This window comes from Tabrizicola sp. (assembly GCF_041911175.1).
Classification (GTDB): domain Bacteria; phylum Pseudomonadota; class Alphaproteobacteria; order Rhodobacterales; family Rhodobacteraceae; genus Tabrizicola.
In genome coordinates, this window is the sequence record NZ_JAYRPN010000086.1 from 20,678 (window position 1) to 44,841 (window position 24,164).

Annotated in this window: 22 protein-coding genes and 1 tRNA gene; 10 read left to right on the forward strand and 13 right to left on the reverse strand. The window is 68.3% G+C overall.

The window, feature by feature from the left end:
- Positions 1–14: 14 nt before the first annotated feature.
- Positions 15–1,928: a 1-deoxy-D-xylulose-5-phosphate synthase gene (gene dxs / locus ACE3P6_RS12105; protein WP_374395308.1), complete on the forward strand. Its 1,914-nt coding sequence runs from the start codon at positions 15–17 to the stop codon at positions 1,926–1,928.
- A gap of 59 nt (positions 1,929–1,987) precedes the next feature.
- Here the strand turns inward: dxs and pip are convergent, their stop codons facing one another.
- A complete protein-coding gene (pip, locus tag ACE3P6_RS12110; protein ID WP_374395312.1) occupies positions 1,988–2,956 on the reverse strand; it encodes a prolyl aminopeptidase in 969 nt (322 codons plus the stop codon).
- A gap of 57 nt (positions 2,957–3,013) precedes the next feature.
- Between pip and ubiG the strand changes: the two genes are divergently transcribed.
- Positions 3,014–3,751: a bifunctional 2-polyprenyl-6-hydroxyphenol methylase/3-demethylubiquinol 3-O-methyltransferase UbiG gene (gene ubiG, locus ACE3P6_RS12115; RefSeq protein WP_374395315.1), complete on the forward strand. Its 738-nt coding sequence runs from the start codon at positions 3,014–3,016 to the stop codon at positions 3,749–3,751.
- A 4-nt stretch (positions 3,752–3,755) separates the two neighbouring features.
- On the opposite strand, the gene ACE3P6_RS12120 is transcribed toward ubiG, so the two are convergent.
- From ACE3P6_RS12120 to ACE3P6_RS12135, 4 genes are all read right to left on the reverse strand, one after another.
- The gene (locus ACE3P6_RS12120; protein ID WP_374395317.1) at positions 3,756–4,445 is read right to left on the reverse strand and encodes an RNA polymerase sigma factor; all 690 of its coding nucleotides are present in this window, start codon (positions 4,443–4,445) and stop codon (positions 3,756–3,758) included.
- Positions 4,442–4,954, reverse strand: coding sequence for a plastocyanin/azurin family copper-binding protein (locus ACE3P6_RS12125; RefSeq protein ID WP_374395319.1), 513 nt, complete (start codon positions 4,952–4,954; stop codon positions 4,442–4,444). Before ACE3P6_RS12125 ends, ACE3P6_RS12120 begins: the two co-directional genes overlap by 4 nt.
- Positions 4,951–5,352 (reverse strand): hypothetical protein, encoded by a 402-nt coding sequence (locus ACE3P6_RS12130; protein ID WP_374395321.1) that lies wholly within the window; start codon positions 5,350–5,352, stop codon positions 4,951–4,953. Before ACE3P6_RS12130 ends, ACE3P6_RS12125 begins: the two co-directional genes overlap by 4 nt.
- A 105-nt stretch (positions 5,353–5,457) precedes the next feature.
- Entirely contained in the window at positions 5,458–6,651 is a 1,194-nt protein-coding gene (locus ACE3P6_RS12135; protein ID WP_374395323.1) for an aminotransferase class I/II-fold pyridoxal phosphate-dependent enzyme, read from the reverse strand.
- Positions 6,652–6,951: 300 nt separating this feature from the next.
- Between ACE3P6_RS12135 and ACE3P6_RS12140 the strand changes: the two genes are divergently transcribed.
- The 4 genes from ACE3P6_RS12140 to ACE3P6_RS12155 are packed head-to-tail and all read left to right on the forward strand — an operon-like array spanning position 6,952 to position 10,058.
- The gene (locus ACE3P6_RS12140) at positions 6,952–7,704 is read left to right on the forward strand and encodes a hypothetical protein (protein ID WP_374395325.1); all 753 of its coding nucleotides are present in this window, start codon (positions 6,952–6,954) and stop codon (positions 7,702–7,704) included.
- Positions 7,705–7,751: 47 nt separating this feature from the next.
- The gene (locus tag ACE3P6_RS12145; protein ID WP_374395328.1) at positions 7,752–8,462 is read left to right on the forward strand and encodes a class I SAM-dependent methyltransferase; all 711 of its coding nucleotides are present in this window, start codon (positions 7,752–7,754) and stop codon (positions 8,460–8,462) included.
- Between the two features lie 57 nt (positions 8,463–8,519).
- Complete coding sequence (pheS, locus tag ACE3P6_RS12150; RefSeq protein ID WP_374395330.1) at positions 8,520–9,602, forward strand: phenylalanine--tRNA ligase subunit alpha; 1,083 nt, start codon at positions 8,520–8,522, stop codon at positions 9,600–9,602.
- Positions 9,603–10,058 (forward strand): hypothetical protein, encoded by a 456-nt coding sequence (locus tag ACE3P6_RS12155; RefSeq protein WP_374395333.1) that lies wholly within the window; start codon positions 9,603–9,605, stop codon positions 10,056–10,058.
- A gap of 33 nt (positions 10,059–10,091) precedes the next feature.
- Here ACE3P6_RS12155 and ACE3P6_RS12160 read toward each other — a convergent pair whose 3' ends face one another.
- From ACE3P6_RS12160 to ACE3P6_RS12175, 4 genes are read right to left on the reverse strand one after another with little or no spacing between them, the layout of a single operon-like run.
- The gene (locus tag ACE3P6_RS12160; protein WP_374395335.1) at positions 10,092–11,264 is read right to left on the reverse strand and encodes a TIGR03862 family flavoprotein; all 1,173 of its coding nucleotides are present in this window, start codon (positions 11,262–11,264) and stop codon (positions 10,092–10,094) included.
- Entirely contained in the window at positions 11,251–12,540 is a 1,290-nt protein-coding gene (locus ACE3P6_RS12165; RefSeq protein ID WP_374395337.1) for a mechanosensitive ion channel family protein, read from the reverse strand. Before ACE3P6_RS12165 ends, ACE3P6_RS12160 begins: the two co-directional genes overlap by 14 nt.
- A gap of 3 nt (positions 12,541–12,543) precedes the next feature.
- A complete protein-coding gene (speB, locus tag ACE3P6_RS12170) occupies positions 12,544–13,488 on the reverse strand; it encodes an agmatinase (RefSeq protein ID WP_374395339.1) in 945 nt (314 codons plus the stop codon).
- On the reverse strand, positions 13,485–14,111 hold the full coding sequence (locus ACE3P6_RS12175) for an enoyl-CoA hydratase/isomerase family protein (protein ID WP_374395340.1): 627 nt from the start codon (positions 14,109–14,111) through the stop codon (positions 13,485–13,487). The genes speB and ACE3P6_RS12175 overlap by 4 nt, the downstream gene beginning before the upstream one ends.
- Before the next feature lie 107 nt (positions 14,112–14,218).
- Between ACE3P6_RS12175 and ACE3P6_RS12180 the strand changes: the two genes are divergently transcribed.
- From ACE3P6_RS12180 to ACE3P6_RS12195, 4 genes are all read left to right on the forward strand, one after another.
- A complete protein-coding gene (locus ACE3P6_RS12180) occupies positions 14,219–15,724 on the forward strand; it encodes a DUF2125 domain-containing protein (RefSeq protein WP_374395342.1) in 1,506 nt (501 codons plus the stop codon).
- Positions 15,725–15,796: 72 nt separating this feature from the next.
- Entirely contained in the window at positions 15,797–17,140 is a 1,344-nt protein-coding gene (locus tag ACE3P6_RS12185; RefSeq protein WP_374395344.1) for a TldD/PmbA family protein, read from the forward strand.
- On the forward strand, positions 17,127–17,903 hold the full coding sequence (locus tag ACE3P6_RS12190; protein ID WP_374395345.1) for a 3'(2'),5'-bisphosphate nucleotidase CysQ: 777 nt from the start codon (positions 17,127–17,129) through the stop codon (positions 17,901–17,903). The genes ACE3P6_RS12185 and ACE3P6_RS12190 overlap by 14 nt, the downstream gene beginning before the upstream one ends.
- Positions 17,904–18,118: 215 nt before the next feature.
- Positions 18,119–20,512 carry a DEAD/DEAH box helicase gene (locus ACE3P6_RS12195; protein ID WP_374395347.1) on the forward strand — a complete coding sequence of 798 codons (2,394 nt, stop codon included), beginning with the start codon at positions 18,119–18,121 and terminating at the stop codon, positions 20,510–20,512.
- 163 nt (positions 20,513–20,675) lie between these two features.
- Here the strand turns inward: ACE3P6_RS12195 and ACE3P6_RS12200 are convergent.
- From ACE3P6_RS12200 to ACE3P6_RS12215, 4 genes are all read right to left on the reverse strand, one after another.
- Positions 20,676–20,751 (reverse strand) — tRNA-Thr (locus ACE3P6_RS12200).
- Positions 20,752–20,799: 48 nt separating this feature from the next.
- Positions 20,800–22,248 carry a heme biosynthesis protein HemY gene (locus ACE3P6_RS12205; protein ID WP_374395350.1) on the reverse strand — a complete coding sequence of 483 codons (1,449 nt, stop codon included), beginning with the start codon at positions 22,246–22,248 and terminating at the stop codon, positions 20,800–20,802.
- Positions 22,248–23,363: a COG4223 family protein gene (locus tag ACE3P6_RS12210; RefSeq protein WP_374395351.1), complete on the reverse strand. Its 1,116-nt coding sequence runs from the start codon at positions 23,361–23,363 to the stop codon at positions 22,248–22,250. Before ACE3P6_RS12210 ends, ACE3P6_RS12205 begins: the two co-directional genes overlap by 1 nt.
- A gap of 53 nt (positions 23,364–23,416) precedes the next feature.
- A complete protein-coding gene (locus ACE3P6_RS12215; RefSeq protein ID WP_374395353.1) occupies positions 23,417–24,163 on the reverse strand; it encodes a uroporphyrinogen-III synthase in 747 nt (248 codons plus the stop codon).
- Between the last annotated feature and the right edge of the window lies 1 nt (position 24,164).

The window sequence follows — 24,164 nt, forward strand, 5'->3', positions numbered from 1 at the left end:
CGAAGGCAGGCATGATGACCGACCGACCCGCTACCCCCTTGCTTGACCGCGTGACCGTGCCCTCGGACCTGAAGGCCTTGTCCGACCGGGAACTGCACCAGTTGGCCGACGAGTTGCGGGCCGAGACGATCTCGGCGGTGTCGGTGACGGGCGGGCATCTGGGCGCGGGGCTGGGCGTGGTCGAGTTGACCGTCGCCTTGCATGCCGTCTTCGACACGCCGCGCGACAAGCTGATCTGGGATGTCGGCCACCAGTGCTATCCGCACAAGATTTTGACCGGGCGGCGCGACCGGATCCGGACGCTGCGGATGGAGGGGGGGCTGTCTGGTTTCACCAAGCGCAGCGAGTCGCCCTATGACCCGTTCGGGGCGGCGCATAGCTCAACCTCGATTTCGGCGGCGCTGGGCTTTGCGGTGGCGGGCGAGCTGGGGGGCGATCCGGGCGACGCGATTGCGGTGATCGGCGACGGGGCGATGTCGGCAGGCATGGCCTTCGAGGCGATGAACAACGCGGGCCATCTGGGGCAGCGGCTGTTCGTCGTGCTGAACGACAACGAGATGTCGATTGCCCCGCCGGTCGGGGCGCTGTCATCCTACCTGAGCGGGCTTTATTCCGCGCCTCCGATGCAGGACTTGAAGCAGGTGGCGAAGGGGTTTGTCAGCCTGTTGCCCTCGCCCTTCCAGGAGGGGGCGAAGCGGGCCAAGGACATGCTGAAGGGCATGGCGGTGGGCGGGACCTTGTTCGAGTCGCTGGGGTTCGAGTACGTCGGGCCCATCGACGGGCATGACCTGGACCAGCTTTTGCCGGTGCTGCGGACGGTGAAGGCGCGGGCGCGGGGGCCGGTCTTGATCCATGTGCTGACCCAGAAGGGCAAGGGCTATGCCCCGGCGGAAGCGGCGCGGGACAAGGGCCACGCGACGGGCAAGTTCGATGTGCTGACCGGGGTGCAGGTGAAGGCGGCGTCGAATGCGCCCTCCTATACCAAGGTGTTTGCGCAGAGCCTGATTGCGGAGGCCGAGCGGGACGAGAAGATCGTCGCGGTGACGGCGGCGATGCCGGACGGGACGGGGCTGGACCTGTTCGCGGGGCGGTTCCCGAAGCGGTGTTTCGACGTGGGGATCGCGGAACAGCACGCGGTGACGTTCTCCGCGGGGCTGGCGGCGGGGGGGCTGAAGCCGTTCTGCGCGATTTACTCGACATTCTTGCAGCGCGGGTACGATCAGGTCGTGCACGATGTAGCGATCCAGCGGCTGCCGGTGCGGTTTGCCATCGACCGGGCGGGGCTGGTGGGGGCTGATGGAGCGACCCATGCGGGGGCCTTCGACATCGGCTTCCTGGCGAACCTGCCGGGGATGGTGGTGATGGCGGCGGCGGACGAGGCGGAGCTGGTGCATATGGTGGCGACGGCTGCGGCGCATGACGCGGGGCCGATTGCGTTCCGCTATCCTCGCGGGGAAGGCGTGGGGGTGGAGATGCCTGCGCGCGGGGTGCCGCTGGAGATCGGGCGGGGCCGGGTTTTGCGTGAAGGGTCGCGGGTGGCGATCCTGTCGTTCGGCACGCGGCTGGGCGAGAGTTTGAAGGCGGCGGAGGCTTTGGCTTCGCGGGGCGTGTCGGTCACGGTTGCCGATGCGCGGTTCGCCAAGCCCCTGGACCGGGAGCTGGTCTTGCGGCTGGCGCGGGGGCATGAGGCGCTGGTGACAGTGGAAGAGGGAGCCGTGGGCGGCTTCGGGTCGCATGTCGCGCAGTTGCTGGCCGAGGACGGCGTGTTCGACCGGGGGCTGAAGTTTAGGTCGCTGGTGCTGCCGGATGTGTTCATCGACCAGGCGTCACCGAAAGCGATGTACCGGGTGGCCGGGCTGGACGCGGGGCATATCGAGGCGAAGGTATTGGAAGCGCTGGGCGTCGCGGTGGTGGGGAAGCGGGCTTGACGGGGGAGTCGGGGTGAACCCCGACCTACGGGATGGCGGGGTGGTGGGTTGGCACCCACCTACGTGCGGAGGGTGTCCATCACCCGCACGAGTGCCTCGCTGATCCCCGGTTCGGACAGGGCATGTCCGGCGAGCGGAATCATCTTCAGATCGCAGTTTGCCCAGCCGTCGGCCAGCGACCAGGCGGCTTGCGGGGGGCAGATCATGTCGTAGCGGCCCTGGATGATGGTGGCGGGGAGGTGCTCGATGCGTTTGCGTTCACGCAGGATCCAGCCATCGCTTTCCAGGAACCCGGCGTTCTGGAAGTAGTGGTTTTCCAGGCGCGCGAAGGCGCGGGCGTAGTCGGAGGGGCTTTCGCCCAGGGCACCCTCGTTCTGGATCGAGGCGAGGGCGTTTTCCCAGTTGGCCCAGATGCGGCCGTAGCGGGTTTCCTCGACCAGGTTGCCGGAGAACAGGCGGCGGTGGTAGGCGGCGATGAGGTCGGTGCGTTCCTCGGGGGGGATGACCTCGGTGAAGCGGGACCAGAGGTCGGGGAAGAAGGCCCCTGCCCCGCCGCCGTAGAACCAGTCCAGCTCGGCCTTGGTCATCAGGAAGACGCCGCGCAGGACGAGGTGGGCGACGCGGTCGGGGTGGGTGATTGCGTAGATCAGGGCGAGCGTCGCGCCCCAGCTGCCGCCGAAGGCGGTGAAGCGGTCGATGCCAAGGGTGGTGCGGATCGTCTCGACATCCTGCACCAGATGCCAGGTGGTGTTGGCGGTGACGCCGGCATGGGGGCGGGAGCGACCGCAGCCGCGCTGGTCGAAGAGCACGACGCGGTAGTGGCGGGGGTCGAAGTAGCGGCGCATGGCGGGGGAACAGCCGCCGCCGGGGCCGCCGTGGAAGACGAAGACCGGCGCGCCGTTGGGGCGGCCGCATTGTTCCACATAGACCCGGTGGCCGTCACCCATGTCGATCACCCGCTGATCGAAGGGCTCGATCGGCGGGTAGAGGTATTCGACTGCGCGCTTTTGACCTGATCTTTGATCCATCTTCCCCCTATATAGCCACGGGACAGCCCGGAGTCGAAGGGGCATTAGGAGGCGGCGATGGCGGTGGATACGGTCGATCCGGGCGAAGTGGCCAAGTTCGAGGCGATGGCCGCCGAGTGGTGGGACCCGAACGGCAAGTTCAAGCCGCTGCATCTGATGAACCCCTGCCGGCTGGACTATATCACCGCGCAGATCGCCGCCGAGTTCGGGCGCGATCTGGCGGGGGCGTTGCCGTTCAAGGGGCTGCGGGTGCTGGATATCGGCTGCGGCGGGGGGCTTCTGTCCGAGCCGATGGCGCGGCTGGGGGCCGACGTGGTGGGTGCCGACGCGGCAGAGCGGAACATTCCGGTGGCGGCGGCCCATGCCCGGCAGTCGGGGTTGACGATCGACTACCGGCACACCACGGCGGAGGCCCTCGCGGCGGCGGGCGAGCGGTTCGACGTGGTCCTGAACATGGAGGTGGTCGAGCATGTGGCGGACCCGCAGGCCTATCTGACCGCCTGCCAGGAGCTGCTGAAGCCCGGCGGGCTGATGATCTGCTCGACGCTGAACCGGAACCCCAAGTCGTTCATGATGGCCATCGTCGGGGCGGAATGGGTGATGCGCTGGCTGCCGAAGGGCACGCATGACTGGGCGAAGTTCATCACCCCGGATGAGTTGTATGCGCTGATCGAGAAGGCCGGGCTGAGGCCGGTGGACCGCAAGGGTATGGTGTTCAACCCGGTGACATGGCGCTGGAGCCTGTCGGACCGCGACCTGAGCTGCAACTATGTTACGGCGTCGGTCAAACCGTAGGGTATTACCCGCCCGGCTTGCCCCGCAGCGCCAGAACCACCCGGTCGGCCATTCTTGCGCAGCGCGCGCCGTCGAAGGGGAAGACGGTGCCGAAGCTGCCGCGCAACCGGGCTTCCAGCGCGGCGCGCAACCGGCGGCGGGCGCGGAACAGGCGTGTACGCACGGTGATCGGGTTCAGGCCCAGGTCGCGGGCGATGGCGAGGAGCGGCTGGCCCTCGGCGTCGTGCAAGAGGAAGGGCAGGCGCAGGTCGGCGGGGAGGGTGGAGAGCGCCTCTTCCAGCAAAGTGCGGGCTTCGTGGCGACCGGCGCTCGCCTCGGCGGTTTCGGCACCCGGGAAGGCCAGCACTTCGGCGGTTGAGGCAAGGTCGTCGGTCACGGTGGCGTGGTCCTTTTCCGGGCGCGGGCGGCGAGCCTGCATCCGCGCGGCGTTGATGGTGATGCGGGTGATCCAGGTGGAGAACCGCGCGTCGCCGCGAAAGCTGTCGAGCCTGGTGAAAGCCGCGAGATAGGCCTCCTGCACCGCCTCCTCGGCCTCGGCGTCGGTGGGCAGGATGCCGCGGGCGATGCGGAAGAGCCGGGGGTTCATCCGCTGCACCAGTTCACGGATCGCCGCCTCGTCGCGGGTGCGGGCGGCGGCGACCAGTTGCCAGTCGGGGTCGTCGATGAGAGGGGCGAGCCGTTCGGCGTGGGTCATGGCGCACTCTCCGGCTCGACCCGGCCCTTGGCCAGGATCGCTTCGACAGTGGGAAAGGCTGCCAGAACCTCGGGCATCAGATCCTCGCTGTCCGGGGCGGGGCCTTCCCAGCCCGGATCGCCGGGGTGCCCGACCACGATCCGCCCCACCATCGCCGCCATCTCATGCGGCTGGCAGTAGTAGTCGTAGACGCCGGGTGCGGTCAGCGTGACCTCGAACGCCTGGTCGGGCAACAGGAAATCGCTGTCCCAGGGGGTCGCGGCCTTGGGGATGCGGCGCTGGCGGCCAAGGATGTCGGGGTGATAGGCGGTGCTGGTGTGGCTGTTGCCCGGGTCATGGTTGACGAAGCGCAGGGTGGTGCCCGGTGGCACCGCGAGGCCTTGTGGCGAGAACCAGACCTTCTCGCCCCGTGCCGAGCCGCGCATGGTGATGTCCACCCGGTCCCCGGCCCGGAGCGGGCAGGCGAGGGCGGCAAGACCGCCCCCGAGGATGAGCCGACGCGAGATCATTTCGCGAGCCGGTCGTGCGCGCCGGTGTCGTGGTAGAGCACGACATGGGCATGGGGCTTCTCCACCCCCGGATGACCGGCGTTGTAGTAGATGTCGACGCTGGTGACGGTCTCGGCGCCGACGGGCAGGTTGTCGAAAGCCTTGCCCGAGGTCAGGTCCTCGATCGGCACCATGTAGATCGTGGCGGAAAGCTTGCCGTCATGGTCGTAGCCGAGGAAGGGCCCCGCGGGCAGCGTCGCCGGGTCGACGTAGAGCGTGCCGAGGCCGGGCAGGAAATCCGGCAGCGGCACCAGCGTGCTGACCTGCGCGAAGGGCGCGGCGGGCGGTGCGGTCATGTTGTCCTGCGCCAGGGCGGGCGCGGAGAGCGGGGCGAGGAGAAGAGCAAGGAGCAGACGCATGGTGTTTCCTTTCCGGGTCGGGGCCGGGGGTCGGCCCATGACGGATTGGATGCAGCTTTGCGGGAAATGTTCCGGGCTTCGGTCAGAAAAACTGGAAAGCGGGGATCACAGTGTCAGTCCGTGGGATGAAACGGCCGGGCGCGCGCGGTTTCGGGCGGGCTGGCGGTCGAAGGTGCGGCTCACGTCGCGGATCAGTTCGGCCAGATCGTCGATGTCGGCGGGGCTGTGCGCGGCGGTCAGCTGGATGCGCCAGCGCGGGGCGTGCAACGGGACGCAAGGAGCTTGCAGCAGGGGCACGCGTGGACCGGCGCTTTCCAGAAGTGCGGTGCGGGGAAGCGCAGTCAGCGGCGGCAGGAGGATCGGCACGAAGGGCGAGGCCTTGCCCAGCAGCCGGATGCCGTCGGCCATCAGGTGATTGCGCAGCCGGAGCGAGAGGCCATGCAGGTTGCGGCGGCGGCGCTGGCCTTCCGGCCCGGCGACGAGGTCGAGCGCGGCGAGGATCGCGGCGGCGTTCACGGGGGACAGCGGTGTGGTGTGCCCGTGAGGGAGCGCCGCTTTCAGGTCGGGGTCACGGAAGGCAGCGAAACCTCCGGGCGCGCCGAAGGTCCTGGCGAGGCTGCCGAGCAGGATATCGACGCGGCCAAGGCAGGACTGGATCTCCATGACTCCCCCGCCGTTTGGCGCCATCGACCCGAGATCATGGGTCACATCGGCCACGAGGATCGCGCCATACTGCCGGGCGAGGGCCGTGAGTTCGGCAAGGTCGGCGACCCGGGAGCCATAGGCCGAGACGGCGGGCAGGGCGATGACCAGCCGCCCGCGCCGGGGCTGGCGGGAGAGACGCATCAGGCGACGCTCCACCCCTTCGACAGAGGCGGCAGGGCTGCGGTGGGGATGGGCCCGCGACAGCAAGACAGTCTCGAACATGGCCGGATGGGCGGCAGAATCGAGGATGACGTGGTCGCCGGGGCGCAGCAGTGCGCGGAAGGTCTGGCGGATTGCCTCGGTCCCGGATGGGAAGGTGGCAACGGCGGGAAGCTGCAGGAAAGCGGCGAGGTGGTGTTCGAGGGCAAGGATCGGGGCAGCGCGATCCTGGCAGGAGGCGACGAGGCGATGGCCACCCATCGCGGCCATCGCGGCGGCGCGGACGGCGGGATGGGAGGAGAGCGCCAGATAGTCCTGCCGGGTGAAGGTCAGCCCAAGGCGCGGATTTGCCGCCGGGGCCGGATGGGCCTGCCCGTCGAACAGCCGGAGGAGCCTATCGTCCTGCGTAAGGTCAGACTCGACCGGCCGGGGCATGGTGCAACCTTTCCTGTGTCTGGTCCGCAAGCGCGAACGACCGGACCGGGGGCGGTCTGGATGTCCCTAGGGGGGAAGATTGTGCGTTAATTCCCCGTGAAACGCTGGCGGGCCTTGTTTTGCAGGGCGCGGCGCAGCGACTCAGGCCGGTTTCACGCCCCCTCGCTGGCGTGATTTCACGATTTACTTGCGGTGTTCACGCCGGGTGCGGGGCAATTGACGCAAATTTCACGCTGCCCGTTCGATGGTGCCCGCAAGCAGAGGAAGCAGGGACGGGCGGGCCGAAAGATGTTCATTCGGATGATCGGAGAATTCGGGGTGCAGGACGAGGCGGGGCAGGACTGCACGCCGCGCGGGGCGAAGGCGCGGGCGCTTCTGGCGCTGCTGGCCCGGACCCCGGGGCATCGCCGCCCCCGCCGCTGGCTGGAGGCAAGGCTCTGGTCGGACCGGGCGCAGGAACAGGCCTCGGGCAGTTTGCGGCAGGCGCTGACTGAATTGCGCAAGGCGCTGGGGCCGCTGGCGGACCGGCTGACCAGCGACCGCGATTGCGTGGCCCTGGCGGGATTTGGCAGCGATCTTGCCGACGCGCCCGCTGCGCGTCAGGCGCTGGCGCAGGGGCGCGAGTTCCTGGAGGGCATCGACATTGCGGACCCCGGCTTCAGCCTCTGGCTGGCGGAGGAGCGGGAGCGCGTGGCGGCGGAACTGGCCGAACCCCGGTCCCCGCTTCCCTTCTCCCTGCGGCTGGCCGATCTGCCGGAAGGCACCGAGGCGGCAATTGCGCGTGACCTCGCGGGGGCGGTTGCCCGGCTGGCAGCGGAATATCTCTTGGGCGAGGGACAGCGCGGGTTGACGGGCGAAAGGCTGCCGGGGGGCCTTGACCTGCAGGTCGAAGGCGCCTGGAGCGAGGACCGCGCCTATCTGAAAGTGCGGCTGGTGGATCAGGCGAACCAGAAGGCGCTGTGGAGTCAAAGGCTTGTCGCCAGCCGGACGGGCGACGGTCGCAATGGTGCGCCGGTAGCGGTGTTCGAGGCGACGGAAGCGCAGCTGATGTAGGATTGCGCGCGGGGGCAGTATAGGCTCTGCGCGTGCAGAGGTGAAAGATGACCCGCTATTTCCGCGACTATCCGGCCCGGACCGGCGACCGCAAGCTCTTCAAGATGGAGCACTACCTGGAGCATTACGACGCGCTTCTGGCCGGTTGGCAGGGGCGCGACGTGTCCTTTCTGGAGATCGGCGTCTACAGGGGCGGGTCGCTGCCGATGTGGCAGGGGTTCCTGGGGCCGGGCTCGCGGCTGGTGTTCCTGGACATCGACCCGGCCTGCCGCGACCTGGCCTTGCCGGGGACCACGGTGGAGATCGGCGACCAGGCCGATCCGGTGTTCCTTGAGGAGGTGGGTGTTGCGCATGGGCCGTTCGACCTGATCGTCGACGACGGTGGACACAAGATGCACCAGCAGATCACCAGCTTCCGCCACCTCTGGCCCCGGCTGGCGGACCGGGGGCTTTATATCGTCGAGGATGTGCATACGAGCTACTGGCCGGGCTTCGGCGGCGGGCTGCGGGAGCCCGCGAGTTTCATCGAATTCGCCAAGGACCTGATCGATCGGATGCATTCCTGGTACACCGAGGATGACGCCGGGTTCCCGCTGCACCCGCTGGCGAGGGAGATCGGCGGGATCAGGTTCTACGACTCGCTGGTGGTGATCGAGAAGCGGCTGAAGGAGGCTCCGATCGCGATCACGGCACAGAACGGGCAGGTGGGCCGTTCGCGCCGGATGCTGGAGGTGCGGGGGCGGCGGTCGATCTTCTGAACCTTGCATTGCGGGGGCTTCGCCGGTAGCAGAGAGGCGGTTTTCAGGAGAGGCGCGATGGACGGGATCGACACGCTCAAGGCCAGGTATCTGGCGGCGGTGGCCGGTGCGGCGGATGAGGCCGGGCTGGAAGAGGTCCGCGTCGGGGCGCTGGGCAAGAAGGGCGAGATTTCGGCGCTGATGGCGGGGCTGGGGAAAATGGACCCCGAGGCCCGGAAGGCGGCGGGGGCCAGCCTGAATGCGCTGAAGGACGAGATCGACGCGGCCTTGCGGGCGCGGAAGGTGGCGCTGGGCGATGCGGCGCTGGACGAACGACTGAAGACCGAATGGCTGGACGTGACCCTGCCGGGGCGGCCCCGGCCACGGGGGACGGTGCATCCGGTGTCGCAGGTCATGGAAGAGCTGACGGCGATCTTCGGCGATATGGGGTTCTCGGTCGCCGAGGGGCCGCAGGTCGAGAGCGACTGGTACAACTTCGACGCGCTGAACATCCCGCCGGAGCATCCCGCGCGGCAGGAGCATGACACGTTCTTCATGGCGCGGGCGGAAGGCGACAACCGCCCGCCGCATGTGCTGCGGACGCATACCTCGCCGGTGCAGATAAGGGCGATGATGGATCAGGGCGCGCCGATCCGGGTGATCGCGCCGGGGCGGGTCTACCGGATGGACATGGACCAGACCCATACGCCGATGTTCCACCAGGTCGAGGGGCTGGCGATTGACCGCGCGATCAGCATGGCGAACCTGAAATGGACGTTGGAGGAGTTCTGCCGGGCCTTCTTCGAGGTGGACAAGGTGGAGCTGCGCTTCCGCGCCTCGCATTTCCCGTTCACCGAGCCTTCGGCCGAGGTCGACATCCGCTATTCCAACGTCGGCGGCCAGCTGAAGATCGGCGAGGGCGACAAGTGGATGGAAATCCTCGGGTCGGGGATGGTGCATCCGAAGGTGCTGGCGGCGGCTGGGGTGGACCCGACGCAATGGCAGGGCTTTGCCTTCGGCATGGGGATCGACCGGATCGCGATGCTGAAATACGGCATCCCGGATTTGCGCGCGTTCTTCGAGGCCGATTTGCGCTGGCTGCAGCACTACGGCTTCTCGGCGCTGGACGTGCCGGACCTGGCGGGGGGGCTCTCGGCCTGAATGGAGGACCCGGACCTTTCCGCGCGGAAGCATCTGGCCGGGAGTGACCCGGCCTTTCCGGCGCGGCGGGAGGAGGCCTGGGGGCGGATCGTGGCGGCGCTGGATGCGGTGCTGGCGCCCGAGGGCTATGCCCAGAGCGGGACGACCTGGAGCCGGGCCTCAGCGGTGGGGAAGTCGGCGGTGCATCTGCAACGGGATCGCTACGGCTGGGATGTGCGGATCGTGCTGCGGTTCATCACTCCCCAAGGTGAGGTGCCGGACCATCCCGATTGGCCGGGCGGCGAGGATGTGACGCTGGCGGAGTTCTTCGAGCGGGCCGAGGGCGATCCGGGGACCTTGGCCTTTGTCGATGTGCTGGAGCGGCCGGACTACCTGGATCTGGCGGTGGAGATCCTGCGGGAGCAGGTGCTGCCGTGGTTCGAGGCGCTGCATCAGGGACACCCGCCCCGGACTTGATCCGGGGCCTCTGGTCGTGCGGGAGGCCCCGGATCAAGTCCGGGGCGGGGTTTCCTGCAAACGACGTCTTGCTGCCCTGCCCGCCCAGCGTCCCGTGGCCCAGGAGGCGGTGAGGAGATAGCCGCCGGTCGGGGCCTCCCAGTCCAGCATTTCACCGGCGACGAAGGTGTTGGGGAGGGCTTTCAGCTCAAGGTCCGGGGTGACGGAGTCCCAGGCGATGCCTCCGGCCACGGAGATCGCTTCGTCCAGCGGCCTTGGGCCTTGCAGCGGTATATACAGGTGTTTGAGGTGCGCGAAGGGCTCGGTCCGGGCGAACTCCATGACGAGGGCGATCTGCGTCTTGTCGAGGCCGAGCTTGCGCAGGCGGTTGGCGGTGCTTTCGCCGGGTTTCATTCTCGCAAGGCGGCGGGTGATCTCGTCCTGCGCGAGGTCGGGGAGGAGGTCGAGGGCCAGAGGCAGGCTGTCGCGTAGATACTTGTATATACCGTATATACCGCCGCCTTCGACCCCCTTGGCGGAAATGATGAACTCGCCCCGCTCGCGGTGCGGCCCGGCAATCAGGGCTATGCCTTTGACCGGGCTGCCAAAATACGGGGCCATGTGCGGCGACCAGTCGACTCGAAAGCCCATGTTGGCGGGTCGCCAGGGGGTGATCCGCACGCCCTTTTCCCGCAGCCAGGGGACCCAGGCACCGTCAGAGCCGAGCCGTTGCCAGCTGGCGCCGCCGAGGGCGAGGATGGTGACTTTGGGGGTGAGCGATTGCGGGCCGCTGGGGGTGTCGAAGGTAAGGGCCGCGCCGTCAAAGCCGGTCCAGCGCCAGCGGGTGCGGAGTTCGACGCCTTGCGAGGTCAGGCGCTGCAGCCAGGCACGGAGCAGGGGGGAGGCCTTCATCGCAACGGGAAAGACGCGGCCGGAGGAGCCGGTATATACGTCTTGGCCAAGTGCGCGGCACCAGTCCTGCACTTGACGCGGGCCGAAGTCCTTCAGGATCGGGCGCAAGTGGGGGGTGTCGTAGCGGGTGACGAAAGTTTCCCAGTCTTCGTCCTTGGTGACGTTCAGGCCGGATTTCCCGGCCATCAGGAATTTGCGGGCGACGGTGGGTTTGGCTTCGACGACAAGGACTTGCGCGCCGGTCTTCGCAAGCGCTTCCGCCGCCATCAGCCCGGCGGGACCGGCGCCGATGACGAGGGCGTCAGGCTGGGGCATTGCGCAGTTCGACGACGCGGTGGGGGTAGGGCATCCCGATCCCGGCCTCTTTCAGCGCATTCCAGATCGCGAAGAGAACCGGGGAGCCGTATTTGTTCTTGCCGTCGTCGATGCCGGAGACCCAGTATTCGACAGCGAAGTCGACACTGCTTTCGCCGAAGCCGCGCAATTCGCAGTCGGGGCCGTCGGGGGATTGCAGGACGAAGGGGAGTTTTGATACAGCGCGCTCGATCAGATCGGGCACGATGTTTATGTCGGCCTCGTAACTTACTGAAAACAGGGCCTCATAACGATTGGCGCTGCCCTGGTCGGAGTAGTTCACCACGCGGGACGTGATGAAATGTTCGTTCGGGACGACGATCCATTTGCCGTCGAAGGTTTCCAGGATGCAGGCGCGGGCGGTCATCTTGACGATGGTGCCCTTCTCGCCGCCGTCGAGTTCGACATAGTCGCCGACGGTGGTCTGGCCCTCCAGCAAGAGGATGATGCCGGAGACGAAGTTGGCGGCGATCTGTTGCAACCCAAGCCCGATGCCGACGCCCAGCGCGCCGCCAAGGACGGCGACGGCGGTCAGGTCGATGCCCATGATCGACATCAGAAGCAGGAAGGAAGCGCCGAAGATGGCGACTTCGCTGGCCTTGATCGCCAGTTCGCGGGTGGCGGGGCGGAGGTCGGGTTGCGCCTTGAGGTAGCCGGTGGACTGGCGGTTCGACCAGCTGCCGAGCCAGAAGAGGAGCGAGCCTGCGATGGCGCCGCGGATCAGGGCGAGGACGGTGAACTGGATGTTGCCGAGGTTGACCTGGGCCGCGTTCAGGTAGTCGGTGACTTCATCCAGCACGCCCAGGGCATAGAGCCCGGCGACGGGCAGGAGGATGTAGCGGCCCATCAGCTTGAGGAAGCCGGGGGGCAGGACCTTGCGGACGAACTCGACGGCGGCGAGGAGGAGGAAGACGCGCTTGCCGAAGGCGATGACTTCGCCCGAGCCGAAGGTGGCGCGGGTCAGGCCCTCGCCCACGGCGGTCAGGGCGTAGGCAAGGAGGGGGAGGAGGAGCGGCAGGAAGAGGAGCGCGAAGCGGCGGAGGCGGGCGATCAGATGCGTCGCCTCGGGCTTCGGGGTCAGGCTGTGTTCAAGAATGGGCGAAAGCCGCGCGGCCAGCATGCGGGCGGAGATATAGGCCGCGATCAGGAGGCCGAACTGCGACAAAGCGGCGGGCGAGGAGAGCCAGCCGAGGGCGGTGTCGGAGGCCTGTTGCAGCCAAGCCTGAACCTTTTCCACGCCTTAGCTCCGATTGTGGGCGATGCGCCCGATGGTGTTGAGCAGGATCTGCGCGGCGAGGATCGCGGTCATGCCGGAATGGTCGTAGTCGGGGGCCACTTCCACCAGGTCGATGCCGATGATGTTGCCTTGCTTGGTCAACCCGTCGATCAGCTCCAGGATTTCGTAATACAGGAACCCGCCATGTGAGGGGGTGCCGGTGCCGGGGGCGATGGAGGGGTCGAAGCCGTCGATGTCGAGGGTCAGGTAGTAGTCGACGCCCCTGGGGATGCGGGCGAGGGTGGCTTCGACGCCAAGCTTGCGCATCTGGCGGACGGAGAGGATGTCGTCGCCCATCTTCCGCGCGGCCTCGTAGCCGTCCTTGGCGGTGGAGCTGACGTTGCGGATGCCGAGGGCGGTGATGCCCTTGACGTGGTCCTGTTCGGCGGCGCGGCGCATCGGGTTGCCGTGGCCGTGGCGGACGCCGTGGCGCACGTCGACGAAATCGAGATGCGCGTCGATCTGGACGATGTGCAGCGGCCGGCCGGTGAAGGCGCGGATGCAGGGGATGTTGATGGAATGGTCGCCGCCGAGGACCACGGGAACGGCCCCGGCGGCGAGGATGGCGCGGACGCCGGTCTCGATATTGGCGTGGGAGGTCTCGGTGTCGGTGTGGACGATGTCGGCATCGCCGATGTCGAGGATGCGGACGCCTTCGAGGTAGGTCACGTCGTCTTCATGGTCATAGGCGCCGCCGTGGCCGAAGGAGAAGAGAGTGGAGGCCTCACGGATGGAACGCGGGCCGAAGCGGGCCCCGGCGCGGAACTGGGTGCCGAAGTCGAAGGGGGCGCCGAGGACGGCGAAATCGGCGTCGATTGCAGACCAGTCGGGCTGGTAGGGGTTCTTGCCAAAGGTCGAGATGCCGACGAAGGGCAGGTTCAGGCGGCCTTTGTCGTAAGCGTTCGTCATGGCTTTTCCCCGTTGGTCATGCGTTTCAGGGTCCTGACATGCAACGGATCGGCGGCCAGTGCCGCCTCTGCCAGCGACATGGCGGTGTCGGTCAGGGCTTCGGGGGCGGAGATGCGGTCGATCAGGCCCCAGGCAAGGGCGGTGTCAGTGTCGATCTTCTGGGCCGCCAGCAGGATCATCCTGGCCCGCGCCGGGCCGACCAGCGCGGTGAGGCGTCCGGGGTCGGAGGGCTGCGGGCGGTAACCCAAGCGCATGACGGGGTAGAAGAAATTGGCCGAGGGCACGGCAATGCGCAGATCGCAGGCCAGCGCCACGCCCATCGCGCCGCCTGCCAGCGTTCCGTTCAGCGCGGCGATGCTGAGGCCGGGAAACGCAGCGATGGCCGCGGAGGCATCCTCCCAGGCGGGGGAAAGGCCGAGGCCCGCCTTCATCCCGTCAAGATCGGCCCCGGCAGAGAAGACGCGGCCCTCGCCGGTGAGGATCAGGACCTTCGCGCCATTGGTGGCGGCCTCGGTCGCGGCCAGGGCGAGGGCTTCCAGCATGGTTTCGGTCAGGGCGTTGGCCTTGTCGGGGCGGGCAAGCGTGAGGGTGCAGCAGTCGCCTGCGGTCTGGACCTTGATCATGACGGCACCCTCCGGCTTTCCCCACCTGCGACAGGGGAATCCCTTGACGCTTCGGGGACGAGATAGAAAGGTTGCGGGCAGCGAATTCAACCAGAAAGGCATAAGCCATGACCCGCGCCCTTACCTGTTCCTCAGCGATCGGCCTTGTGTTCCTTGCGACCGCAGCTTCCGCCGATGTCACCCCGCAGGAGGTCTGGGCAAGCTGGCAGGCGATGATGACCTCGGCCGGGCAGGAGTTGACGGTCGGGAACACGGCGGACAGCGGCAAGGCGGTCGAGGTGACGGATCTGGCCGTGACCTACAAGGACCAGATGGGTGGCAGTGCGTCGATCATCTTCGACAAGCTGAGCTTCACTGACAACGGCGACGGGACGGTGACGGTCGCCATGCCGGAGAGCTATCCGATGCAGCTGGCCTTCCCGGCGCAGGGGGACGGGCCGGGGTCGGTGAAGCTGACGGTCAGCCAGCCGGGCGCGGTGATCGTCGCGGGCGGAAGTGCTGATCAGACAAGCTACAAGATGACCGCGCCCACGATGAAGATCACGCTGGATGAGGTGACGGACCAGGGCGGCAAGGTGCTGGACACCAAGGGCGATCTGGCGCTGACCGGGCTGGAGGGCGGCTACGAGGTTACCAGGACCGGCGAGACGATGGGGCTCGACTCGGACTTTTCGGCCAAGACGGCGGTGTTCGACCTGAACGGCTCGGACGGGTCGGGCGGGTCGGGCAAGATTTCGGTCAATTTCGCCGACCTGAAGGGGGCGACCAAGGGCAATTTCCTGAACCCCGAGATGATGGCGAACATGGCGCTGGCGTTGAACAGCGGGTTTACGATGGACACGTCCTTCAGCTTCGGGGCGATGACGCTGGATGCCGACATTACCGAGGCGCAGGGGCCGACGAAGATGACTGCCAACGCCAGCGGCGGCAGCTTCGTGCTGGCGATGGACAAGGTGCGGATGAATTATGGCACCACGCTGACGGGGGCGAAATTCACCATCTCGGGGGCCGAGATTCCCTTCCCGCAGGTCGAGGTGGCCTTTGCCGACAGCGCCTTCAACCTGCTGATGCCGGTCACGAAATCGGACACGCCGCAGGACTTTGCCTATCTGACCAAGGTGGTGGACTTCACGGTGTCGGACGATGTCTGGGGCCTGTTCGACCCGGCGGCCATGCTGTCGCGCGAACCGGCGACCTTCATCGTCGACCTCAAGGGCAAGGGGTTCTGGACCAAGGACATCATGGACCCCGAGGTGCAGATGGAGGGTGCGACGCCCCCCGGTGAGCTGCACAGCCTTGACCTGACGCAGGTGCTGGCCAAGGCGGCGGGGGCCGAGGTATCGGGCACCGGCGCGCTGACCTTCGACAACTCGGATACCGCCACCTTCGGCGGGATGCCGCGGCCGGATGGCAAGGTGGTGGTCAACATCAAGGGCGTGACCAAGCTGGTCGACAACCTGATCGCGCTGGGCCTCATCAGCGAGGACGATGCGATGGGCTTCCGCATGGGGCTGGCGATGGTGGCGAAGCCCGGCGCCGGGCCGGACGAGCTGGTGTCCGAGATCGAGTTCAAGGAAGGCGGACTCTTCGCGAACGGGATGCGGATGCAATAGGCGGGCGTTGCCCGGCCTTGCACCCGAAGGCAGGGGGGACTACCTCATCCCGGTGATGATAGGACCGATGCGATGACCCCCAGCCTTGCCGACCTGAGCCATTCCCTGCTGGACGCTGCCCGCAAGGCGGGGGCGGACAGCGCCGACGCGCTGGCGGTGGCTGGGACGGCGCTGTCGATCGAAATCCGCAAGGGCGCGCTGGAGCAGGCGGAGCGGTCGGAAGGGGTGGAAATCGGCCTCAGGGTGCTGGTCGGCAAGCGGCAGGCCTGCGTTTCGGCTTCGGATACGACTTCGGCAACGATCACGGCTCTGGCCGAACGCGCGGTGGCGATGGCGCGCGAGGCGCCGGAGGATGCGACGGCGGGGCTGGCGGAGGCGTCGCAACTCGCCTCGGGCTGGGACCTGGGTGCGCTGGACCTCGCCGATCCGGCAGGGGAGCCGGGGGCTGCGGTGCTGGAGGCATCGGCGCGGGCGGTGGAAGCGGCGGCGCTGGACTCCGCCGGGATCACACAGGTGGAGGCTTCGGCTGGCTACAGCCAGCGGGCGCTGCATATGGCGGCGACGAACGGGTTTTCCGGGGGCTATGGGCGGACATCCACGTCTTTGTCGGCGGTGGCGTTCACCGGAGCGGGGACCGAGATGCAGCGCGATTATGCGGGCGAGGGGCGTATATACGCCGCCGACATGCCCTCGGCGCAGGAGATCGGGCGGCTGGCGGCGGAGCGGACCTTGCAGCGCGTGGGGTCGGTGAAGCCGAAGACCGGGACCTATGCGGTGGTCTATGACGAAAGGGTCGCGGCATCGCTGGTCGGGCATCTTCTGTCGGCGATCAATGGGACCTCGATTGCCCGGGGCTCAAGCTGGGCGCGGGATTTGCTGGGGAAACAGGTGCTGCCAGCGGGTCTGTCGCTGGTGGAAGACCCGCATCGGGTGCGGATTGGCTCGTCGCGGCCGTTCGACGGCGAGGGGTTGGCGACGAAGCGGCGCGAGATCGTGGCGGATGGGGTGCTGACCGGCTGGGTGCTGGATCTGGCCACGGGGCGGAAGCTGGGGATGGCGTCGACGGCCAACGCCTCGCGCGGGACATCGGCGCCGCCCTCGCCGTCGACAACCAACATTGACCTGACCCAAGGGCTTGTGACCCGCGAGTACCTGCTGAAGCAGATGGGGACGGGGCTGCTGGTGACGTCGATGATCGGGTCCACCATCAACCCGACGACGGGGGATTATTCCCGTGGCGCCTCGGGGTTCTGGGTGGAGAACGGGCAGCTGGCCTATCCGGTCCACGAATGCACCATCGCCGGGAACCTGCGCGACATGTTGCTGCGGATCGTCCCGGCGAATGACGCGCGGGCGCATCTGTCGACGCGGGTGCCGTCGATCCTGATCGACGGGATGACCCTTGCCGGCGCGTGACCTGGCCTTGCTGACCGAGGCCGCGCGCGAGGCGGGGCGGATTGCGCTGCGCTACTGGCGGAAAAGCCCGCAGGTCTGGGACAAGGGCGGCGAGCATGGGCCGGTGACCGAGGCCGACCTTGCCGTGAACGACATGCTGAAAGCGCGACTGCTGGCGGCCCGGTCCGGCTATGGCTGGCTGTCGGAGGAGACGCCCGACAGCACCGACCGGCTGGCTGTAGATACAGTCTTCATCGTGGACCCCATCGACGGCACGCGGGCCTTCGTGGCGGGGGAGGAAACTTGGGCGCATTCGCTGGCGGTGGCGCACAATGGCCGCGTGACGGCGGGGGTGGTGTATCTCCCGGCGCTGGATCGTATGTACGCGGCTTCCGAGACCGCGCCGCCGCTGAAGGACGGTCAGCCGATTGCGGTGAGCGGGCGGGAGGCTCTGACCGGGGCCAATATCCTGACCACCAAGGCGAACCTGGTGCCGGAGAAATGGCCGGGCGGGGTGCCGGAGATCGAGCGGAGCTTCCGCGCCTCGTTGGCCTACCGGATGTGTCTGGCGGCGGAGGGGCGGTTCGACGGGATGCTGACCCTGCGCGACAGTTGGGAATGGGACATCGCCGCCGGTTCCCTGATCGCGGAACGGGCGGGGGCGGTGGTGACGGACCGGCAGGGCAAGGCGCTGCGCTTCAACACGCCCGGCGCGATGGCCGCGGGGGTACTGGCGCTGCCGCCAAGGCTGCACGCCGAGGCGATGGCGCGGCTGTTGCCTTAAGCCCTATACAGGCCCGCCGGTTTCGGATACTGGCCCCGGACGGTCGAGATTCCGAGACTGCGGGCGAGGAGGCCCGCACCAAAGGGACAGGGGCCGTTTGGCTTGACTGGGCGCGATCTGTGCCCCCTTTGGAAAAGACATCCATGACGATTGAACAAGTGGCCGCGCCGCTGGCGCAGGCTTAGGCCGACCAGGGCTATGAGACGCTGACCTCGGTGCAGGAGGCGGTGCTGGCCGAAGGCGTCGCCGGGCGCGATGCGCTGGTTTCGGCGCAGACCGGGTCGGGCAAGACGGTGGCCTTCGGGCTGGCCGTGGCGCCGGAAATCCTGAACGGGCAGGACGTGCTTCTGTACGCGGACAAGCCCATCGCTTTGGCCATCGCGCCGACGCGGGAGCTGGCGCTGCAAGTCGCGCGGGAGCTGGAGTGGCTCTATGCGGGGGCGCAGGCGAAGCTGGCGACTTGCGTCGGCGGGATGGACTACCGCACTGAACGCCGGGCGCTGGAGCGGGGCGCGCATATCGTCGTCGGCACGCCGGGCCGGTTGCGCGACCATATCGAGCGCGGCTCGCTGGACCTGTCGGGCGTTCGCGCCGTGGTGCTGGACGAGGCGGACGAGATGCTGGACCTCGGCTTCGCCGAAGATCTGGAGTTCATCCTGGCGGCGGCACCGGAGGATCGGCGGACGCTGATGTTCTCGGCCACCGTGCCGAAGGAGATCGAGAAGCTGGCGGGCGAGTTCCAGAAGGACGCGCTGCGGATCGTCGCCCAGGGCGAGGCGAAGCAGCATGTCGACATCGAGTACCGGGCGATTTCCGTGGCGGTGCGGGACCGGGAACATGCGATTTTCAACGTGCTGCGCTTTTACGAGGCGCGGACGGCCATCGTCTTCTGCAAGACGCGGGTGAACGTCAATCACCTGCTGGCGCGGATGGGCAACCGGGGGTTCCAGGTCGTGGCGCTGTCGGGCGAGCTGTCGCAACAGGAGCGGACGCACGCGCTGCAGGCGCTGCGGGACGGCCGCGCGCGGGTGTGCATCGCGACGGATGTGGCGGCGCGGGGCATCGACCTGCCGGGGCTGGAGCTGGTGATCCATGCCGACCTGCCGTCGAATTCCGAGACGCTGCTGCACCGTTCGGGCCGCACCGGGCGGGCAGGGAAGAAGGGCGTTTCGGCGCTGATCGTGACGCCGTCGGAATTCAAGAAGGCGCAGCGGCTGTTGTCGGGCGCGAAGGTTGTGGCCGAATGGGGCCCGGCGCCGGGCGCGGATGACGTGCAGGCCAAGGACGACCTGCGGATTCTGGAACATCCGGCTTTGACGGCTCCGGTCGGGGACGAGGCGGGGATTGCCGGAGACCTGCTGGAGCAGTTCGGGGCCGAGGCTTTGGCGGCGGCTTTCGTGCGGCTGTGGCGCGAGGGGCGGTCGGCCCCCGAGGTGCTGTCGACCGATGCGGCGATGCCCGCGCCGTCGGCGCCGCGCGAGCGGGGGGAGTTCGGTCCTTCGGTCTGGTTCCGCATCGGCGTGGGCCGGTCGGGCCGGGCCGAGGCGCGCTGGCTTTTGCCGAAGATCTGCGATGCCGGGAGCATTGCGAAGGATTCCATCGGCGCGATCCGGGTGCGCGAGGACGAGACCTTCGTGCAGATTGCCGAAGCGGTGGCGGGCAAGTTCCGGCAACAGATCGACCTCGACAAGGGGTTGCTGATGGAGCGGCTGGAGGGCGAGCCGGACTTCGACAAGCCCCGTTATGACAAGCCCCGGTTCGAGCGTCCGGCGCGACCGGAGCGGGCCGAGCGTCCGGCGAGGGCCGAGAAACCGGCCTATGTGCCGAAGCCTCCTCGGGTGGTGGAGGATGATGAGGCCGAACCCGCAGCGCCGCCGAAGGCGAAGTACGAGGATCGGCCCCGGGTGACTCCGTCCGAGGCGCGGCCCGAGCGGACCGATGATCGCCCGGCGCGGAAGCCCTATGAGGAGCGCACGCCCCGCCCTGAAGGTGAGGACGACCGCCCCCGCAAGCCGCGTTGGTCGCCGGATCAGAAGGCGGCTCCGCGGTCGACCGGGTTCAAGAGCCACGGCGGGCCGGCGGATCGTCCGGCCCGGGCGGCGGGCTACAAGAGCCATGCGTCGGAGGGCGGTAGCTACAAGGGCAAGTCCGAGGGCTGGAAACCGCGTGAGGACGGCGAGCGTCCGGCGCGGAAGCCCTATGCGGGCAAGACCGAGGGCTACAAGCCCCGGGAGCGGGCGGAGGACGGCGAGCGCCCGGCGCGCAAGCCCTATGCCGGGAAATCCGAGGGCTACAAGCCGCGCGGCGAGGGGTTCAAGCCTCGCGAGGACGGCGAGCGGCCCCGCAAACCCTATGCGCCGAAGGGCGAGGGTTTCCGCCCGCGTGAGGAGGGCGACCGTCCGAAGAAGACCTATGCCGGCAAGGGCGACGAGGCGCGGCCCTTCGTGAAGCGCGAGGGCGCGGGCAAGGCGGGCGGGTTCAAGAGCCATGCGGCGGGGGGGAAGAAGCCCTTCGAGAGGGCGGGCGCTTCGGATCGTCCGGCCAAGCCGAAGGCGGATGCGCGGGATACGTCCAAGCGGTTCGTTCCGCCGAAAGGTCCGAAGCGCTGACGCTTGGCGGCGGGCGGGATCGACCGTCAGCCCCCCACCCTCTCCCTCCCCACGAGGGGGAGGGAAGCGATTGGCGGAGGCGTCCCGCTCCATCGCAAGGCGTTGGAAAAGCAAAGCCGCCGAGTCCGTGGGGACCGGCGGCTTTTGCGTTTCGGGGGAAGAATGGTGCCGGTGAAGGGACTCGAACCCCCGACCCCATCATTACGAATGACGTGCTCTACCAGCTGAGCTACACCGGCATTCTTCCTGCGCGGGCTATTAGCACCGGCCTTGGGCGGTGTGTAGCCCTAATTTGCGCGGCGGGCGATCTCGTCCAGGGGTAGCGGCTCTTCCTCGGGTGGCGGGGGTTCCGGCTCCGGTTCGGGGCGGGCGTCCATCAGCGGCAGCAGTTCGGCCAGGGCGGGCGAGGTGCTGGTCGCGGGCGGGGTCTTCCAGGACAGGGTGTCGAAGCTGCCGCAGTTGTCGCAAACCGGCTGCCAGCCGTCATGGATCGCGTGGCACTTGTCGCAAACCCATTGCGGACCGCGCGGTGCAGCGATTGCGCGAGCGACAAGATCGCGCACGATAGAATCCTCGGCCCCCTCGCCCCGGGCGATGGCGGCCAGGATCGCCAGAGAACGCTGGGTCGGCGCGCGGGTGGCGACATCGTCCAAAGCGCGGCGGGCGCCGGGGAAATCTTCGGTCGCCAGAAGCAGCTCGGCCAGCAGCATCTTCGATTCGTCCGCATCGGGGCGGGCGTTGGTCAGGGTGCGGAAGCGCTTCAGGCGGTCCTGCGGAGTCTCTTCCGGCTCGATCTCGGCGAAGGCGGCGGCGAGGTCGGGGTGGGGCAGGACTTCCCAAGCCTTCTTCAGCACGCGGGTCGCGTTCTTCCTGTCGCCCTTCGCGATGTAGCCCCGTGCAGCCATCGCGGCGGCGGGGATCAGATCGGGCGAGAGCTTGTTCGCCTCGATCGCCGCCTCGCGCGCCTCGATGTTGGCGGTGTCGTCGATCACCGTGCGCGCCTGTTGCAGGGCCAGCACCGCATCGCGGCGGCGGTAGACGTCCTTGGGCAAGGTCCCGCCGCGCAGCTTCGCGCCCAAAGTCGCCCGCGCGCCGGACCAGTCGCCCGCATCGGATTGCAGTTTCAGCAAGACATCCTGCGTTTCCGCATGTCTGGGCCGCAGTTCAAAAGCCTTCTCGGCCAGCTTCAGCGCGACTTCGCGGTCGCCCTCGGCCAGCTTCTGCTGCAACAGGCCGCGCACCCCGACGAAGCGGGTGGCGTCATCTTTGAGCAGGGTTTTGTAGGCCTCGATCGCGCGCTTGCGGTCGCCTGTGGCCTCGGCGGCCTGTGCCACCAGAAGCGTCGTCAGTTCCGGTTTCCCGAGCAAACGCTCGGCATTCTGCGCACGGGTCAGCGCCAGGCGCGGCTCGCCGGAGGCAAGGGCCATCATGCCTTCGGACAGGGCCTTGTAGCCTTTCCGCTCACGGTTGCGGTCGAAATAGCGCGAGATCGCGGTTTCGTCCCCGTTCAGGAAGCGAAAGGTGGCGGCGAGGAGGCCCAGGATTTTCAGCGCCAGCCAGACCGCCAGGAAAAGCACGACGGCAAGGACGACGGCCTGGACCGGGCCGATGGTGAACTCCCACCCGGCGACGGTCAGGCGCAGGACCTCGCCGGTTTCCGACAGGAGCCCGGCGCCAAGGGCCAGCGCGGCGATGATGACGACGAAGAGGATGACCTTTGTCAGCGACCAGAGCATCATTCCCCCCGTGCGGCTTGCAGGGCCGAGGCGGCGGCGAGATGGGCTTTCGCCTGCGCGATCCAGCCGTCGAGCGGGGCCTTCACGGCGGCATCGAGCGGGTCGAGTTCCGCCAATGCATCGGCAACCCGGCCTTTCGACAGGGCGAATTCGGCGCGGGACAGGATGGCGTCGGGCGTGTCGCCCTCCAGCGGGGTCAAGGGCCGGGCGCCGGTCTGCGCGGCGAGGAAATCGACCAGGCGCGCGCCCCAGCCGTCCTCGGTGCTGAGGTCGCGGGCGGTGCGCAGGGCCTCGCGGGCGGCATCGGGGAAGGCGGCTTGCAGCTGGAGAAGCGTCGGTGCGCCGGTTTCGGCCAGGGACGCAAGCGCTTCGGTCAGGGCGGGGTCGTCCAGCGCCTGAAGTTCGGCGGCGAAGGGCTGGCCCGTGTCGACGGCAGCCGACAGCGCGTCCAGCGCCTTGCTGCGGGTGGCGGCTTGCGCAGCGGCCTCGGCTTCGCTGGCGCGGGTGCTGGCGGCGGCTTCGGCCTCGGTCAGGCGGGCAAGGGCGTCGTCGAGCTGCTGTTGCAGGGCCGGGTCCGAGCCGCCTGTGGGAAGGCTGGCAAGGCGTTGTTCCAGATCGGCCAGTTTCGCGGCCAGCGCGGCGGTGGATGCCGTGCCGTCGGCGGGAATCGCTTCGAGAGTTGCAAGGCGCTGGTCAAGCGCGTCGAGGCGGGAGAGATCGGGCGCCGCCGGGGCGGGCGCGGATTCCAGGGCGGCGACGCGGCCGGTCAGGGCGGCAAGGTCGGTGTCGAGTTTCTGGTCGGCCGCAGACTGCTGCTTCACTGCCTGATCGAGTTCGGCGCTGAGGGCGGGAACGGCACCAGCGTCGGGCGCAAGGCTCAACAGGTTGAAATGCGACAGGGCAAAGCCGCCGATGGCGGCAAGCGCACCGCCGAGAATCGGGCCAAGCATGCCGGGGCCGCGGGGCGCGGGGGGGGTCGGCAGCGGCGGCGCGTCGATGCGCGGCTCGGGCGGGGGCACGGGCACGGGTTCCGGTCCGACCTCGGTCACGAAGGGCGCGGTCGGCGAAACCTCGGTCTGCAGGTTTTCAGGCTCAGGGTCCTTGCGTCTGGTCATGCTGCGGCCCTTTCCATCCCATGCCCCAACCTAAGCACTGGCAACCCACGGGTTCAAGGCGCAGGCAATCCGGCAAGCAAGCTTTCGACCGCCGCCAGCATTCCCGCCGCGTCCGGTTGCCGGGCGATGGCAAGGGTCGCACGGGGAAGGTCGTCCAAGGCGTCGGCGACCGCGCGGCTCATCGCGGCGACATGCAGGTTGCCTTGACCGTCCCGCGGCCAGGCGGCCCGGAAAAGCGCAGCGGTGCGCGGCGAAAAGAGCGTGACGAGGGCGGGTTCGGGTGAGCGCAGGACAGCGAGGGCCTGGGTGGTGAGGAGCTGCGGCTCTTGCGCATAGACAATTGCAACATCGGTGTGCATACAGAAAGAGTTCAGCTTTTCCAGCAAGTTACCGCGCGTATCTACACCTCGTAGATACAGAATCCTGCCATTCGGAGGATCGGCCTGGATGGCGTTTGCCAGCGCCTCGGCATCTCCATCCGCCGATTTCGCGAGGAACCCGGCAGCGGTGGCAACGGCGGCGGTCTTGCGGCCAACGCACCAGGCGAGACGCGGCAGCGGAACGCCCAGGCGGCGGGCACCCTCGACCGCGTGGGCCGAGGTGAAGACGACGGCGGCATAGTCCTTGGCCGGAATCACCGGCGACAGGAAGCGGGGGGCGATCAGCGGGGTGACGAGGGGCCGCACCCTGGTTCCGAAGCGGGCGGAGAGCGTGGCGGCGAAGCTCTCGGCCTCGGCCCGGGGGCGGGTCACGAGGACGGGGATCGGCGGTTGTGCCAGCGGTTCTGATTGTCTCGCCATG